At 68.3% G+C, this 13,705-nt stretch carries 14 protein-coding genes; 8 read left to right on the top strand and 6 right to left on the bottom strand.

The genetic code is table 11. From position 1 onward, the window contains the following. Together A5709_RS07760 and A5709_RS07755 are read right to left on the bottom strand one after the other, a co-directional pair. A partial coding sequence (locus A5709_RS07760) for a pyridoxamine 5'-phosphate oxidase family protein (protein WP_068119206.1) occupies positions 1–502 on the bottom strand: 502 nt, incomplete at its 3' end. Positions 503–571: 69 nt separating this feature from the next. After that, positions 572–1,273: an IclR family transcriptional regulator gene (locus A5709_RS07755; RefSeq protein ID WP_067948233.1), complete on the bottom strand. Its 702-nt coding sequence runs from the start codon at positions 1,271–1,273 to the stop codon at positions 572–574. A 78-nt stretch (positions 1,274–1,351) separates the two neighbouring features. On the opposite strand from A5709_RS07755, the gene leuC reads away from it, so the two are divergent. From leuC to A5709_RS07740, 3 genes are all read left to right on the top strand, one after another. Next, complete coding sequence (gene leuC / locus A5709_RS07750; RefSeq protein WP_156744967.1) at positions 1,352–2,785, top strand: 3-isopropylmalate dehydratase large subunit; 1,434 nt, start codon at positions 1,352–1,354, stop codon at positions 2,783–2,785. Positions 2,786–2,809: 24 nt separating this feature from the next. After that, on the top strand, positions 2,810–3,406 hold the full coding sequence (gene leuD, locus A5709_RS07745; RefSeq protein WP_067948231.1) for a 3-isopropylmalate dehydratase small subunit: 597 nt from the start codon (positions 2,810–2,812) through the stop codon (positions 3,404–3,406). 212 nt (positions 3,407–3,618) lie between these two features. After that, positions 3,619–4,245: an HU family DNA-binding protein gene (locus A5709_RS07740; RefSeq protein WP_067948229.1), complete on the top strand. Its 627-nt coding sequence runs from the start codon at positions 3,619–3,621 to the stop codon at positions 4,243–4,245. Positions 4,246–4,314: 69 nt separating this feature from the next. Here A5709_RS07740 and A5709_RS07735 read toward each other — a convergent pair whose 3' ends face one another. The 3 genes from A5709_RS07735 to cofC all read right to left on the bottom strand — a co-directional run bounded on the left by A5709_RS07735 (position 4,315) and on the right by cofC (position 8,274). Next, positions 4,315–5,256 carry an NUDIX hydrolase gene (locus tag A5709_RS07735; RefSeq protein ID WP_067948227.1) on the bottom strand — a complete coding sequence of 314 codons (942 nt, stop codon included), beginning with the start codon at positions 5,254–5,256 and terminating at the stop codon, positions 4,315–4,317. 85 nt (positions 5,257–5,341) lie between these two features. Then, positions 5,342–7,531 (bottom strand): RNA degradosome polyphosphate kinase, encoded by a 2,190-nt coding sequence (locus A5709_RS07730; protein ID WP_067948226.1) that lies wholly within the window; start codon positions 7,529–7,531, stop codon positions 5,342–5,344. An 89-nt stretch (positions 7,532–7,620) separates the two neighbouring features. After that, positions 7,621–8,274, bottom strand: a complete 654-nt coding sequence (cofC, locus tag A5709_RS07725; protein ID WP_067948225.1) for a 2-phospho-L-lactate guanylyltransferase — start codon at positions 8,272–8,274, stop codon at positions 7,621–7,623. Positions 8,275–8,386: 112 nt separating this feature from the next. Between cofC and A5709_RS07720 the strand changes: the two genes are divergently transcribed. Further along, positions 8,387–9,406: an NAD(P)H-dependent glycerol-3-phosphate dehydrogenase gene (locus tag A5709_RS07720; RefSeq protein WP_067948223.1), complete on the top strand. Its 1,020-nt coding sequence runs from the start codon at positions 8,387–8,389 to the stop codon at positions 9,404–9,406. Positions 9,407–9,483: 77 nt separating this feature from the next. After that, positions 9,484–10,596, top strand: a complete 1,113-nt coding sequence (locus A5709_RS07715) for a D-alanine--D-alanine ligase family protein (protein WP_067948221.1) — start codon at positions 9,484–9,486, stop codon at positions 10,594–10,596. Here A5709_RS07715 and A5709_RS07710 read toward each other — a convergent pair. Next, positions 10,593–11,114 carry a DUF3515 domain-containing protein gene (locus A5709_RS07710; RefSeq protein ID WP_082953420.1) on the bottom strand — a complete coding sequence of 174 codons (522 nt, stop codon included), beginning with the start codon at positions 11,112–11,114 and terminating at the stop codon, positions 10,593–10,595. The two genes, A5709_RS07715 and A5709_RS07710, sit on opposite strands and share 4 nt — an antisense overlap. Positions 11,115–11,311: 197 nt before the next feature. Between A5709_RS07710 and A5709_RS07705 the strand changes: the two genes are divergently transcribed. The 3 genes from A5709_RS07705 to A5709_RS07695 form a co-directional block, all read left to right on the top strand. Continuing rightward, positions 11,312–12,274: a thiamine-phosphate kinase gene (locus tag A5709_RS07705; RefSeq protein WP_067948217.1), complete on the top strand. Its 963-nt coding sequence runs from the start codon at positions 11,312–11,314 to the stop codon at positions 12,272–12,274. Between the two features lie 9 nt (positions 12,275–12,283). Further along, a complete protein-coding gene (locus A5709_RS07700; protein WP_068119202.1) occupies positions 12,284–12,997 on the top strand; it encodes a uracil-DNA glycosylase in 714 nt (237 codons plus the stop codon). Between the two features lie 5 nt (positions 12,998–13,002). Continuing rightward, a partial coding sequence (locus A5709_RS07695) for an NADP-dependent oxidoreductase (protein WP_068119209.1) occupies positions 13,003–13,705 on the top strand: 703 nt, incomplete at its 3' end.

The raw sequence follows: 13,705 nt of genomic DNA, 5'->3' as shown, positions 1-13,705 counted from the left end.
TGCCCAGCACTGCCGGTGCGGTGGATCCACCCACGGGCATGGCCGGCAGACCGAGTTTGCGGTGATCCCACGAGCGGGCGCGGTGGGCGACGATTCGCACGCAGACGCGCTTGTTCATCATCTGCTCGACGAACGGCTTCATCTCGTCGGTGTAAGGCCCGGTGTAACGCTCGAACACGCTGACCCCGACCCGGTGTGCGACGTCGGGGTCGTCGACGATCTCGGCGACGCCCTCGAACGACACGCCACGCAACGTGTCATAGGTGTCGCCGTCCTCGATCAGGAAGCTCACCCGGGGATCGCGTTTGAGGTTGACCGCCTTCTGCGACTTGGCCTTGGTCTCGAGCCAGATCTCGCCGTCCACGACGGCGTACCACATTGCGGTCAGGTGCGGCTGGCCGTCGGGGCCGACGGTGGCCAGCGTGCCGGTGCGGCTCTTGACGACGAAGTCGGCGATTTCGTCATCGGACATGACGATGCTCGCGCGCTGATTGGTTCCCATGGCGGTCAGTCTGTCAGGCCCCGTGCGCTCGATTGTGCGCCGGTCGCGAAGGAAGCATCCACGCGACGGTCAGAGCCGGCGGGTGAGCGCTTCGGCCGCGGCCAGTAGATCGGCGGCCCAGCGCGCGCCGGGACGCCGGCCGATGCGGTCGACGGGTCCCGACACCGAGATTGCGGCGATCACGGCACCGCGGCTGTCGCGCACGGGAACCGACACGCTCGCCACCCCGGGCTCGCGCTCGGCCACGCTTTGTGCCCAGCCGCGCCGGCGCACTTCGGCCAGCGTGCGCTCGGTGAATTTCGCGGACGGTAGCACCGCTTTTTGCGTCGCCGCGTCGCTGTGGGCCAACAGCACCTTGGCGCCCGAGCCCGCCGTCATCGGCAATCGCGCCCCGACCGGGACCGTATCGCGAAGGCCCGCAGCCGGTTCCAGGGCTGCCACACAGACCCGTTCCGTGCCCTCGCGGCGGTACAGCTGCACGCTTTCCCCGGTGGTCTCGCGCAGCAGGGGAAGCACCCCCGCACTGGCGGCCAGCAGCGGATCGTTGACATGGGCGGCGAGCTCGGTGACGGCCGGACCGAGTCCCCAGCGGCCTTCGTCGTCGCGGGCCAGCAGGCGATGGATCTCCAGCGCTGCGGCCAGCCGATACGCGGTGGCCCTGGGCAATCCGGTTCGTTCGCACAGTTCGGCCAGTCCGCATGGGGATTGGGCAACTGTGTGCAGGACATCCACAGCTTTGTCGAGTACGCCGATGCCGCTATGCTGTCTCACAAGGAGATACTAGCGTCTCGCACTCTGAGATCACAGCCCATGGTCGATCGGCGAGCCGCGGATGAGGAATTGAGGCGAATGCAGATGGGATCCGGCAAGCCGCGCACCCTGGCCGAAAAGGTCTGGGACGACCACGTTGTGGATAAAGGGAGCGACCCCGAACACGGGGGGGCGCCCGACCTGATCTACATCGATCTGCATCTGGTGCACGAGGTCACCAGCCCGCAGGCCTTCGATGGGCTGCGGCTGGCCGGCCGTCCGGTGCGACGGCCCGATCTGACACTGGCCACCGAGGATCACAATGTGCCCACTGTCGACATCGACAAGCCGATCGCCGACCCGGTGTCGCGCACCCAGGTCGAAACGTTGCGCCGCAACTGCGCCGAATTCGGCATTCGCCTTTATCCGATGGGCAATATCGAGCAGGGCATCGTGCATGTCGTCGGGCCGCAATTGGGTCTGACCCAACCGGGAATGACCGTTGTCTGTGGTGATAGTCACACGTCGACGCACGGCGCATTCGGCGCACTGGCAATGGGCATTGGCACCTCGGAGGTCGAGCACGTGCTTGCCACGCAGACGTTGCCGCTGCGGCCGTTCAAGACGATGGCGGTCAATGTCGAGGGCGAATTGCCCGCCGGGGTGACGGCCAAGGACATCATTCTCACCTTGATCGCCAAGATCGGCACCGGCGGCGGTCAGGGGCACGTCATCGAATACCGCGGCAGCGCCATCGAATCACTGTCGATGGAAGGCCGGATGACGATCTGCAACATGAGCATCGAGGCCGGCGCCAGAGCGGGCATGGTAGCCCCGGACGCCACCACCTTTGAATTCCTGCGCGACAAACCGCACGCGCCGCAGGGGGCGCAATGGGACGCGGCGATGCGCTATTGGCAGGAGTTGCACACCGACCCCGGTGCCGTCTTCGACACCGAGGTCCGCCTCGACGCAACATCGTTGAGTCCGTTCGTGACGTGGGGAACCAATCCCGGTCAGGGAGTGCCGCTGGCCGCGGCCGTGCCCGACCCGGAGCTGATGGCCGGTGACGCCGAGCGGCAGGCCGCCGAGAAAGCCTTGGCTTACATGGACCTTCGGCCGGGCACTCCGATGCGCGATATTGCGGTCGACACCGTGTTCGTGGGCTCTTGTACCAACGGTCGTATCGAAGACCTGCGGGTGGTCGCCGACGTGCTGCGCGGCCGCAAGCTGGCGCCCGGAGTGCGGATGCTCGTGGTGCCCGGGTCCATGCGGGTGCGGGCGCAGGCCGAAGCCGAAGGGCTGGGCGAGGTTTTCACCGCAGCTGGCGCCGAATGGCGACAGGCGGGCTGCTCGATGTGCCTGGGAATGAACCCGGACCAGCTGGCGCCGGGTGAGCGGTGCGCGGCCACGTCGAACCGCAACTTCGAAGGGCGCCAGGGGAAAGGCGGCCGCACGCATCTGGTGTCACCGGCCGTAGCCGCCGCGACGGCGGTTCGCGGCACATTGTCCGCCCCGGCCGATTTGAACTGACCCAATCGAGAAGAAGAGATGAGCATGGAAGCATTTCACTCCCACACCGGTATCGGCGTGCCGTTGCGGCGGTCCAATGTCGACACCGATCAGATCATTCCGGCGGTGTATTTGAAGCGCGTCACCCGAACCGGTTTCGAGGATGGGTTGTTCGCCAGCTGGCGCTCGGATCCCTCATTCGTCCTCAACCTCAGTCCCTTTGACCGTGGGACGGTCCTGGTCGCCGGCCCCGATTTCGGGACCGGCTCGTCCCGCGAGCACGCGGTGTGGGCGCTCATGGACTACGGGTTCCGGGTGGTCATCTCGTCTCGATTCGGTGACATCTTCCGGGGCAACGCCGGGAAGGCGGGTCTGCTGGCGGCCGAAGTTTCTCAGGACGGCGTGGAACTCCTTTGGAAGCTCATCGAGCAGAGTCCGGGACTGGAAATCACTGCCAATCTTCAAGATCGAAATATCACCGCCGGAACGACGGTGTTGCCGTTCAAGATTGACGACCACACCGCATGGCGATTGCTCGAAGGCCTCGACGATATAGCCCTTACGCTGCGGAAACTCGACAAGATCGAATCTTACGAGGCCGCCTATCCGCAGTGGAAACCGCGCACTCTGCCCGCCTCCTGAACGGTCGAGAACGCCGGAATTTCTTCTCGCTCACCTAACTAAACCGGGCCGATTTCCCAGTCCCGCCACCGGTCAAGGGCGGCAACCGGATTGCGAAACGTCGGATTGTCCGACCCTGAAATTGCGCGTGGCTCTTGGAAATTTGCTGGGTGAGGGTTTACCGTGTGCACTAGTCGGTTCAAATCGAGGACCACTAGCGTCGGAGGGATTGGATGAATAAGGCAGAGCTCATAGATGTGCTCACTCAAAAATTGAACACCGACCGTCGGCAGGCAACCGCCGCCGTCGAGAACGTCGTCGACACCATTGTGCGTGCCGTGCACAAGGGCGACAGCGTCACCATTACCGGGTTCGGTGTTTTCGAGCAACGGCGCCGCGCGGCCCGCGTGGCCCGCAACCCGCGTACCGGCGAGACGGTGAAGGTAAAGCCGACCTCCGTCCCGGCGTTCCGCCCCGGTGCTCAATTCAAAGCGGTTGTCTCTGGCGCACAGCGTCTCCCGTCGGAAGGACCTGCAGTGAAGCGTGGTGTAGTGGCAAGCGGCGCGGCCAAGAAGACCGCCGCCAAGAAGGCTCCCGCCAAGAAGGCCGCGGCGAAGAAGACCGCCGCCAAGAAGGCCCCGGCCAAGAAGGCGGCGACCAAGGCCCCGGCCAAGAAGGCCGCGACCAAGGCCCCGGCCAAGAAGGCCGCGACCAAGGCCCCGGCCAAGAAGACCGCGGCGAAGAAGGTCGTGGCGAAGAAGGCTCCGGCCAAGAAGGCCGCGACCAAGGCGCCGGCCAAGAAGACCGCGGCGAAGAAGGCTCCGGCCAAGAAGGCCACCGCGCGTCGCGGTCGCCGTTAAGGCAGCAGCCGAGTTCTCAACGCGAATACCCTTCGGGCCGCAGTGGTGCGCCCGAAGGGTATTCGCGTGTCAGGCCCGCACGTTGGCGGCCAGCGCGCCGCCGATGTGGTCGGCGGCCACCAGCCGGCCACCTGATAGTGAAAGCACCCAGGTGCTGCCCTTGTGGTTGCGCGACTTGTCGGGACGTATCCCGTCCCGCTCGCACCACCACGCGATCAAGTCCGGAATCACCTTGCCCTGAGTGCAAATGACCGGTGTGCCTTCGTGCTCGGCGATCTCGAGCATTCGGTGCCGGCCGCGTTTGGGGCTCTTGCCGTACGCCTCCTCGGTGAGGGTCGGCTCGTTGTGCACCGTCACGCCCAATTCCTCGGCCAGCGGTTCCACCGTCTGGTGGCAGCGCAGGCGGTCGGCCGCATACACGTCGGTGGCGCCGAACGCCAGCAGCTGCGGAACCAGTGCCTCGGCCTGCGCGCGCCCGCGTTTGTCCAGCGGTCGCTGGGTGTCGTCGCCCTTGAACCGTGATTTCCGTCCCGCCGTGCCATGTCGCACCACCACCACCGAGCGGGTGTCGGCAGGGTGCTTCATGAAGTGGCGCAACATCTTTCGGTCATGCGAATAGCTCAGTCTCTTCAGCGCGTCGGGTATCGGCAACCACACCAGTTCGTCGACCTCGTTGCCGGGGATGAAGTCTCCGCCATGGCTGCGCGCCGCCCAGTAGTAGACCTTCTTGACGCCCGCCTCGATCGGGTAACTCACCATGTCGAGCCGACGGCCCAGGACCGCATGCTGCCCCGTCTCCTCGCACACTTCCCGCACCGCGGCGACGGGCGCGGTCTCGCCCGGATCCACCTTCCCCTTCGGCAGCGACCAGTCGTCGTAGCGGGGGCGGTGGATCACCGCGAGCTCGAGGCCGGGGTTGGAGGAATCGGTCGGCCGCCACAAGACCGCGCCGGCGGCATAGACGATCCGGCTTCCCGGACGCCGAGCGGTGGACGAGCTCTTGGTCGGCAACTCAACTCCTGCAGGTCAATTCGGTCGGGACCGCGCACACGTTTGCGGTGCGGCCGGAAGACCACCGTAAATCACCACGCAGAGGCTACGGACTGCGGTGTCGCTCCATCAACGACACTTGATGGTCGCGCACGGTGTGGCCGTCGTGCGGTGACGCGATCCACTGTCCGTCGGGCCCCAGCTCCCAGCACCGGGTGGACGGGTCCAGCGCGGACTCGAACAGGTCGTCCAGATATGAGGTCAGCCTGGGATCCTTCACCTGAACCAGCGCCTCGACGCGGCGGTCGAGGTTGCGGTGCATCATGTCCGCGCTGCCGATCCAAAACTCGTTGATGCGATTGAAATGCATGATGCGGGAATGCTCGAGGAAGCGGCCGAGAATCGAGCGCACCGCGATGTTCTCCGAGAATCCTTCGGCGCCGGGGCGCAGCGCGCAGATGCCGCGCACCACCACCTCCACCCGCACGTCCGCCATCGACGCGCGGTAGAGCGCGTCGATGACCTGCTCGTCGACGAGCGCATTCATCTTGAGCCGGATCCGGCCGCCGCCGTGTTCGCGGTGGGCGGCGATCTCGCGCTCGACGCGTTCGATGATGCCGGTGCGAATCCCGTGCGGGGCGACCAGAAGGTTGCGGTAGGAGACCTTGCGCGAGTAGCCGGTAAGCGAATTGAACAGGTCGGTCAGATCGGCCCCGATCTCGGGAGAGGCTGTCAGCAGACCGACGTCTTCGTACAGTCGCGCCGTCTTTCCGTTGTAGTTGCCGGTTCCGATGTGGCAGTAGCGCCGGATCGCCGAGCCCTCGCGCCGGACCACCAGGCAGGTCTTGCAGTGCGTCTTGAGCCCGACGTACCCGTATACGACGTGCACGCCCGCCTGCTCCAGCGTTCGCGCCCAGCGGATGTTGGCCTGCTCGTCGAAGCGCGCCTTGATCTCCACGAGCGCCACCACTTGCTTGCCGGCCTCCGCGGCGGCGATGAGCGCCCGAACGATCGGCGAATCGCCGGATGTGCGGTACAGAGTCTGCTTGATCGCCAGCACATTCGGATCGGCGGCGGCCTGCTCGATGAATCGCTGCACGCTGGTGGAGAACGACTCATACGGATGATGAAGCAGCACATCGCCTTCGCGCAGCGTTGCGAAGATGCTCCTGGGCGTCTCGCGGTCGACGAATGCGGGACTGGTGGCCGGGACGAATGCCGGGTCTTTCAGCGCCGGCCGGTCGACGCTGTAGACCTGCCACAACGACGAAAGGTCGAGTAGGCCCGGCACCTCGATGACGTCACCCGGGTTCACGTCGAGTTCGCGCAGCAGCAGTTCCAGCATGCTCTCGGTCATGTCGTTGGCGACCTCGAGTCGCACCGGCGACCCGAACCGCCTGCGCGCCAATTCCCGTTCCAGCGCTTGCAACAGGTCTTCGTCGCGGTCCTCTTCGACCTCGTAGTCCGCGTTGCGGGTGATGCGGAAGGCATGATGCTGGACGATCTCCATGCCAGGGAACAGCACCGGCAGGAAGGCCGCGATCAGCTCTTCCATTGGCAGGTAGCGAATTATGGTGGGGCCTTCGCCGTCATCGGTCTCGCGCGCGCCCAGTTCGACGAAGCGATCGACGTTGTTGGGCACCTTCACTCGCGCGAAGTGCTGGCCGCCGTCCTCGGGCTGGCGCACCATGACCGCCAGGTTCAGGCTCAGGCCACTGACGAACGGGAAGGGGTGAGCGGGATCGACGGCGAGCGGCGTGAGAACGGGAAAGACTTGTTCGTGGAAATAGGTGGACAGTTCATCGCGCTCGCTCTGATCCAAATCGGCCCACGTGACTATATGTATGCCTTCCTCGGCGAGCGCCGGTCGCACCGAATCGAGAAACACCCGCGCGTGCCGGGTCGCGATCCGCTGCGTCTGCTCACCGATCAGGGCCAGTTGCTCGCGCGGCGTCAGGCCGTCGGCGGAGCGCACCGACAGCCCCATCTCGTCGCGGCGCTTCAGGCCGGCGACCCGGACCATGTAGAACTCGTCGAGGTTGGAGGCGAAGATCGCCAGAAACTTGGCCCGCTCCAACAATGGCAACGAGCTGTCGGCGGCCAGCGCCAGCACGCGGGCGTTGAAGTCCAGCCAGCTCAGCTCCCGGTTGAGATAGCGGTCCTCCGGCAGGTCGGTCAGCGCGGAGGGCGTCGCGGCGGGCGGCGCTGCCACGGCCGAGTCGCCTTGATGCCACAAGTTCTCTTCGGGGCGCGCCTCAGCTTCGGTTTCGGTCACCCTGCGATCATTGCTCATCACTCGCCGATGCTGCTAGCGCTCGGCGGACATCCATTCGCCGTTGGGCCGACGTTCACCGCGTGGACAGGTACGCCGCGTCGCCGGTCGAGTCAGTGCTGGGCGAGCGCACGGGCGGTGGCCGCGCCCACCCCCAGCCGGCGTGCGGTGGCGAGGTCGTCGGGAGTGTCGACGTCGCAGCGCAGGCCCGGCCACGCACCGGTCAGCTCGATAGCACCCGAACGCCGGTGTCGCGCCGACGAATCGGAACCGAACTGCGGATCGAGCGGTGCGCCGAAGGCGAAGAGGGCCGCGGTTCCCGTGGCCAGCCGGTCGGCGACGAAGCTGCGCCGGTGATGACGCGCGGCGGCGATCGCCTCGGCCAGCTCCTGCGTCTGAAGCGCCGGCAAATCCCCCTGCAACGCAACGACATTCGGGAAAAAACCGCCGACGGCCCGTTCGGCGGTGGCGATGGCGTTGTTGAGCGGGTCGCCGTGCCCCTCGGGCGTCGGGTCGGCCAGCACCTCGGCGCCCAGCTCGGTCGCCGCGGCGGCCGCGGCCTCATCGGGCGTGATGACGGTGATCGAGCCCAACGATGCCACCCGGCCCGCGGCGGTCAGGGTGTCGATCAGCATGGCCAGCACCACGCTCTCCCGGGTGCGCGCCGAGAACACCGGGGCCAGCCTCGTCTTGGCCGCGGCCAAGCGTTTGACGGCGACGATCAGGGCGACGTCTCTGCCCGCTTCGTCGGCTCGTGTGCCGCTCATGAGATCTCATCCTGCCAGCGACCGGTGAACGCGGACGCGCTAGCTCGCGTGACGGCCGCTGATCTAGGGTGTATCGGCTGCAACACGCGGAGACGACAGACGGGGGTGGTGGATGGCCAGCTCGAAGGGCGCCATCGCGGTCATGGGTGCCGGGGCGTGGGGCACCGCGCTGGCCAAGGTGCTCGTCGAGGCCGGCGAACCCGACGTGGAGGTCATGTTGTGGGCCCGTCGATCCGAGGTCGCCGACCGGATCAACGCCACCCGCTCCAACCCCGACTATCTGCCCGGCGCGATACTGCCGGCGAACGTCCGCGCCACCACCGATGCGGCGGAGGCGCTGGGCTTTGCCTCGACGGTGCTGTTGGCGGTCCCCGCGCAGACGATGCGCGCCAACCTCGAAGGGTGGGCACCGCTGATAGCCGACGGCGCCACCCTGGTCAGCCTGGCCAAGGGCATCGAGCTGGGCACGCTGATGCGGATGAGCCAGGTCATCGTTTCGGTGACGGGTGTCGATCCGGCTCAGGTCGCGGTGGTCTCGGGGCCCAACCTGGCCAGCGAGATCGCCGAATGCCAGCCCGCCGCCACCGTCGTCGCGTGCAGCGACTCCGGGCGCGCGGTCGCCCTGCAGCGCATGCTGAACACCGGATATCTCCGGCCGTACACCAACAGCGATGTCGTCGGCACCGAGATCGGCGGGGCGTGCAAGAACGTCATCGCGCTCGCGTGCGGCATGGCGGCCGGCGTCGGGCTTGGCGAAAACACCGCGGCGGCGATCATCACCCGCGGTCTGGCCGAGATCATGCGGCTGGGCATTGCGCTCGGCGCCAAGGGCGCCACGCTGGCCGGGCTGGCCGGCGTCGGTGACCTGGTCGCGACGTGCACGTCGCCGTATTCGCGGAACCGATCGTTCGGCGAGCGCCTGGGTCGCGGCGGGACGATGGAATCGGCGATGCGGGCAGGGGAAGGGCACGTCGTCGAAGGCGTGACGTCCAGCGAGTCGGTGCTGGCGCTCGCGTCCAGTTACGACGTCGAGATGCCGCTCACCGACGCCGTGCACCGCGTCTGTCACAAGGGGCTGTCGGTGGACGAGGCGATGGCCCTGCTGCTGGGACGCAGGACCAAGCCCGAGTGACCGCGCCGCGACCGAAACCCCAGCTAGTGGCCCGCCGCCCGGCCCGCGGGCCGCGCAACCGGTAGCCTCTCCAGGTTGTGAGTGCCAGCGGAAGCCGCGTGCGCGTCGCCGTCGTCTTCGGTGGGCGCAGCAACGAGCACGCCATTTCGTGCGTGTCTGCGGGCAGCATCCTGCGCAATCTCGACCCCGAGCGGTTCGAGGTGGTCCCGATCGGCATCACTCCGCAAGGGTCGTGGGTGCTCACCGACGGGGACCCCGACGCGCTGGCCATCAGCGACCGGCGGCTGCCCGAGGTGACCGCGCAGTCGGGAACCGAACTGGCCCTGCCGGCGGACCCGCGGCGCGGCGGCCAACTGGTCTCCCTCTCGTCCGGGGCCGGCGAGGTCCTGGCGTCCGTCGACGTGGTGTTCCCGGTGCTGCACGGTCCGTACGGAGAAGACGGCACGATCCAGGGTCTGCTGGAGTTGGCGGGCGTGCCCTATGTCGGCGCCGGCGTGCTGGCCAGCGCGGCGGGCATGGACAAGGAGTTCACCAAGAAGCTGTTCGTCGCCGAAGGGCTTCCGGTCGGCCCGTACGCGGTGCTGCGCCCGTCCCGGTCGACCCTGCGACCCGTCGAGTGCGAGCGGCTGGGTCTGCCGGTGTTCGTCAAACCCGCCCGTGGTGGCTCCTCGATCGGCGTCACCCGGGTGGCGCGCTGGGACGACCTGGATGCCGCCGTCGCGGTCGCGCGTCGCCACGACCCGAAAGTGATCGTGGAGGCGGCGATCGTCGGCCGCGAGCTGGAGTGCGGCGTGCTCGAAATGCCTGACGGCACAATAGAAGCCAGCACGTTGGGTGAGATCCGGGTGGCCGGGGTACGCGGACGCGAGGATTCGTTCTACGACTTCGCCACCAAATATCTGGACGACGCAGCGGAATTGGACGTCCCGGCCAAGGTTGACGACGACATCGCCGACACCATCCGGCATTTGGCGATCCGGGCGTTCAACGCCATCGACTGTCAGGGTTTGGCCCGGGTCGACTTCTTCCTCACCGACGACGGGCCGGTGCTCAACGAAATCAACACGATGCCCGGGTTCACCACGATTTCGATGTACCCGAGGATGTGGGCGGCCAGCGGAGTGGACTATCCGACGCTGCTGGCGACCATGGTCGAGACGGCGTTGGCCCGCGGTGTGGGCCTGCGTTAACTAGCCGGGGTCCCCGGGTTGATCGGGACCGCCGCGATGGTGCGGTCGACCACCTCGGAGAGTTGCTGGATCGGCGTCGGGCCGGATCCCGAGGGCAGCGTGAGCGCCACATAGACCGGCCGATCCACGGTGTACCAGGTGGACCTGCCCGCATCACTGGCGGATTGCTGTTCGGGGCGCACGGCGAACCACTGCACGCGGTCGACGACCTGAATCGGAGATCCCACGACGAATTCCGCGGGACGGTCGAGTCCGCAGCGCAGCACGACGGGCTCGCCGTCCGGGCCGGCCCGCCATGCGGCGGCGCCGTGGGGCGCCGGTTGGGCGATGGGCGCGCGTTGATAATCGCCGAGCCGCTGCGGAAGCGCCCCGGCCAACGCCCGGCATGCGGGGCTGTCGGCCTGCGGCGCCGGTGCGGCGGGTACGGCGACCGGTTGCGGCGGCGCCTCACGATTCGCCGCGATCACCAGGATCACGCCGATCGCCACGACGGCCACCGCGACCGCGGCGATGATCATCGCGGCGGGCGGACCGGTGTCGGCGGCGGGGCGGGTATCGGGGTCGGTCGTCACCGCCGCGCACCTCCTATCTCTGGCACAGCGGTGCAGGGTTCTACACTGGCGCGGGCCGCTCGCGCGGGCAGTAGACCAACTTACCGCAGGTCGGCGACCCGACAGAGGCCCACGCGGGGGACCCAAGCGCCGGAGGAGGTGGCGTGCGCGACGACGCATCGGAACCCACACTGCAGCAGCTCGGGGAGTTCGCCGTCATCGATCGTTTGGTGCGTGGCCGTCGGCAGCCGGCGGCGGTGGCGGTCGGGCCGGGTGACGATGCGGCGGTGGTGCAAGCCAGGGACGGGCGCATCGCGGTGTCGACCGACATGCTGGTACAGGACCGGCACTTTCGGCTGGACTGGTCGACCCCCCGCGACGTCGGCCGCAAGGCGATCGCCCAGAACGCCGCGGACATCGAGGCGATGGGGGCCCGGCCGACGGCCTTCGTGGTCGCGTTCGGCGCGCCCGGTGACACTCCGGCGGCCGACGTCGACGGGCTGGTCGGCGGCATGTGGGACGAGGCGCAGCGCATCGGCGCGGGCATCGCCGGCGGCGACCTCGTCAGCTGCCCGCAATGGGTGATCTCCGTGACGGTGCTGGGTGACCTCGACGGCCGCGCACCGGTGCTGCGGTCGGGTGCGACAGCGGGCTCGGTGATCGCGGTCGCCGGTGAACTCGGCCGCTCGGCGGCCGGGCTTTCGTTGTTCGGCAAGGGGATCGAGGGGTTCGATTCGCTGCGCCGCCGGCACCTGGTTCCCCAGCCGCCCTACGGCCAGGGCGTAGCGGCGGCCGCTGGGGGAGCGCAAGCGATGATCGACGTCTCCGACGGCCTGATCGCCGACCTGCGGCACGTCGCCGAGGCATCGGCGGTAGCGATGGATGTGTCCACGGCGGCGCTCACCGCCGACCACGACGCACTGACCGCTGCGGCCGCCGCCGCGGGCGCCGACCCATGGTCGTGGGTGCTCGGCGGTGGTGAAGACCACGCCCTGGTGGCATGTTTCGCCGGTCCCGCGCCCGCCGGATGGCGGATCATCGGACGGGTTCTCGAGGGAAAGGCCGAAGTCCTTGTCGACGGGCACGAGTGGACCGGCTACGCCGGCTGGCAGTCGTATGACCGTTAGGGTGGCGCGATGAGCCTTGATGCTTCGAAAGGACCGGCGACGACGGCGCGGCCGTTGAGCGAACTCGTCGAGCCGGGGTGGGCGAGGGCGCTGCAGCCGGTGGCCGATCAGGTCGCCGCGATGGGCCAATTCCTGCGGGCCGAGATCGCGTCCGGGCGCAGGTACCTGCCGGCGGGGCCGAACGTGTTGCGCGCGTTCACTTTTCCGTTCGACGGCGTCCGGGTGCTGATCGTCGGGCAAGACCCTTACCCCACGCCGGGCCACGCGGTGGGCCTGAGCTTTTCGGTGGCCCCCGACGTGCGCCCGCTGCCGCGCAGCCTGGCCAACATCTTCGACGAGTACGCCGCCGACCTCGGGCATCCGCAGCCCTCGTGTGGCGACCTGACGCCGTGGGCCGAGCGCGGGGTGATGTTGCTGAACAGGGTGCTCACCGTGCGCCCGAGTAATCCGGCCTCGCACCGGGGTAAGGGCTGGGAGGCGGTGACCGAGTGCGCGATCCGTGCGCTGTCGGCGCGCTCACAGCCGATGGTGGCGATCCTCTGGGGCCGCGACGCGTCGACGCTCAAACCGATGCTGGCAGAGGGCAATTGCGTGGCGATCGAGTCGCCGCACCCGTCGCCGCTGTCGGCATCCCGGGGGTTCTTCGGATCGCGTCCGTTCAGCCGCGCCAACGAACTGCTCACGGGCATGGGCGCCGATCCCATCGATTGGCGGCTACCGTGACCGAGATGCGGGCTTTGCGGGCGCACCACCGGGGCGGCCCGGAGCAACTGGTGGTCGAGCGGGCGCCGGTGCCGGTCCCGGCCGCGGGCGAAGTCTTGCTGACCGTCCACGCCGCCGCCATCACGTTCGACGAGTTGACGTGGGAGGAGACCTGGACCCGCGACGGGGTGAGCCGGACGCCGGTGATCCCGTCGCATGAGGTGTCGGGCGTCGTCGCCGAGGTGGCCCCGGGTGTGACGGACTTCGCGCCCGGCGACGAGGTGTACGGGCTGATCCAGTTCGACCGGGACGGCGCGGCGGCCGAATTCGTCTGCGTCGCCGCGGGGGACCTGGCCGCCAAGCCGTCGACCGTGTCGCACGCCGCCGCCGCCGCGCTGCCGCTGGCCGGCCTCACCGCCCTGCAGGCCCTGGTGGACCACGCCGGCGTGCGGCCGGATGAGGCCGTGCTGGTGCACGGCGGCGTGGGCGGGGTGGGCGCCCTGACGGTTCAGCTGGCCGCGATGCTGGGCGCGCGGGTCACCGCGACGGTGCGCAGCGATGCCGGTGACCTCGTCCGGGGATTCGGTGCCGTCCGGGTGATCGACGTCCGCACCGAGACATTCGAAGACGCCGTCTACGACGTCGTGATCGACACCGTCGGCGGTGAGACGTTGGAGCGATCGTTTCCGGTGCTCCGCCCGGGTGGGCGGCTGGTCACCCTGTCGGCGC

The organism is Mycobacterium sp. E1386, assembly GCF_001672745.1.
Taxonomy (GTDB): Bacteria; Actinomycetota; Actinomycetes; order Mycobacteriales; family Mycobacteriaceae; genus Mycobacterium.
This window is presented reverse-complemented; position numbering and strand designations above follow the sequence as displayed.

Bases quoted from the DNA above. Each gene is read 5' to 3' on its own strand.
- A5709_RS07710 (WP_082953420.1), bottom strand. From the start codon at position 11,114: ATGATCATCGCCGCGGTCGCGGTGGCCGTCGTGGCGATCGGCGTGATC.
- leuD (WP_067948231.1), top strand. From the start codon at position 2,810: ATGGAAGCATTTCACTCCCACACCGGTATCGGCGTGCCGTTGCGGCGG.
- A5709_RS07720 (WP_067948223.1), top strand. From the start codon at position 8,387: ATGGCCAGCTCGAAGGGCGCCATCGCGGTCATGGGTGCCGGGGCGTGG.
- cofC (WP_067948225.1), bottom strand. From the start codon at position 8,274: ATGAGCGGCACACGAGCCGACGAAGCGGGCAGAGACGTCGCCCTGATC.
- leuC (WP_156744967.1), top strand. From the start codon at position 1,352: ATGCAGATGGGATCCGGCAAGCCGCGCACCCTGGCCGAAAAGGTCTGG.
- A5709_RS07700 (WP_068119202.1), top strand. From the start codon at position 12,284: ATGAGCCTTGATGCTTCGAAAGGACCGGCGACGACGGCGCGGCCGTTG.
- A5709_RS07740 (WP_067948229.1), top strand. From the start codon at position 3,619: ATGAATAAGGCAGAGCTCATAGATGTGCTCACTCAAAAATTGAACACC.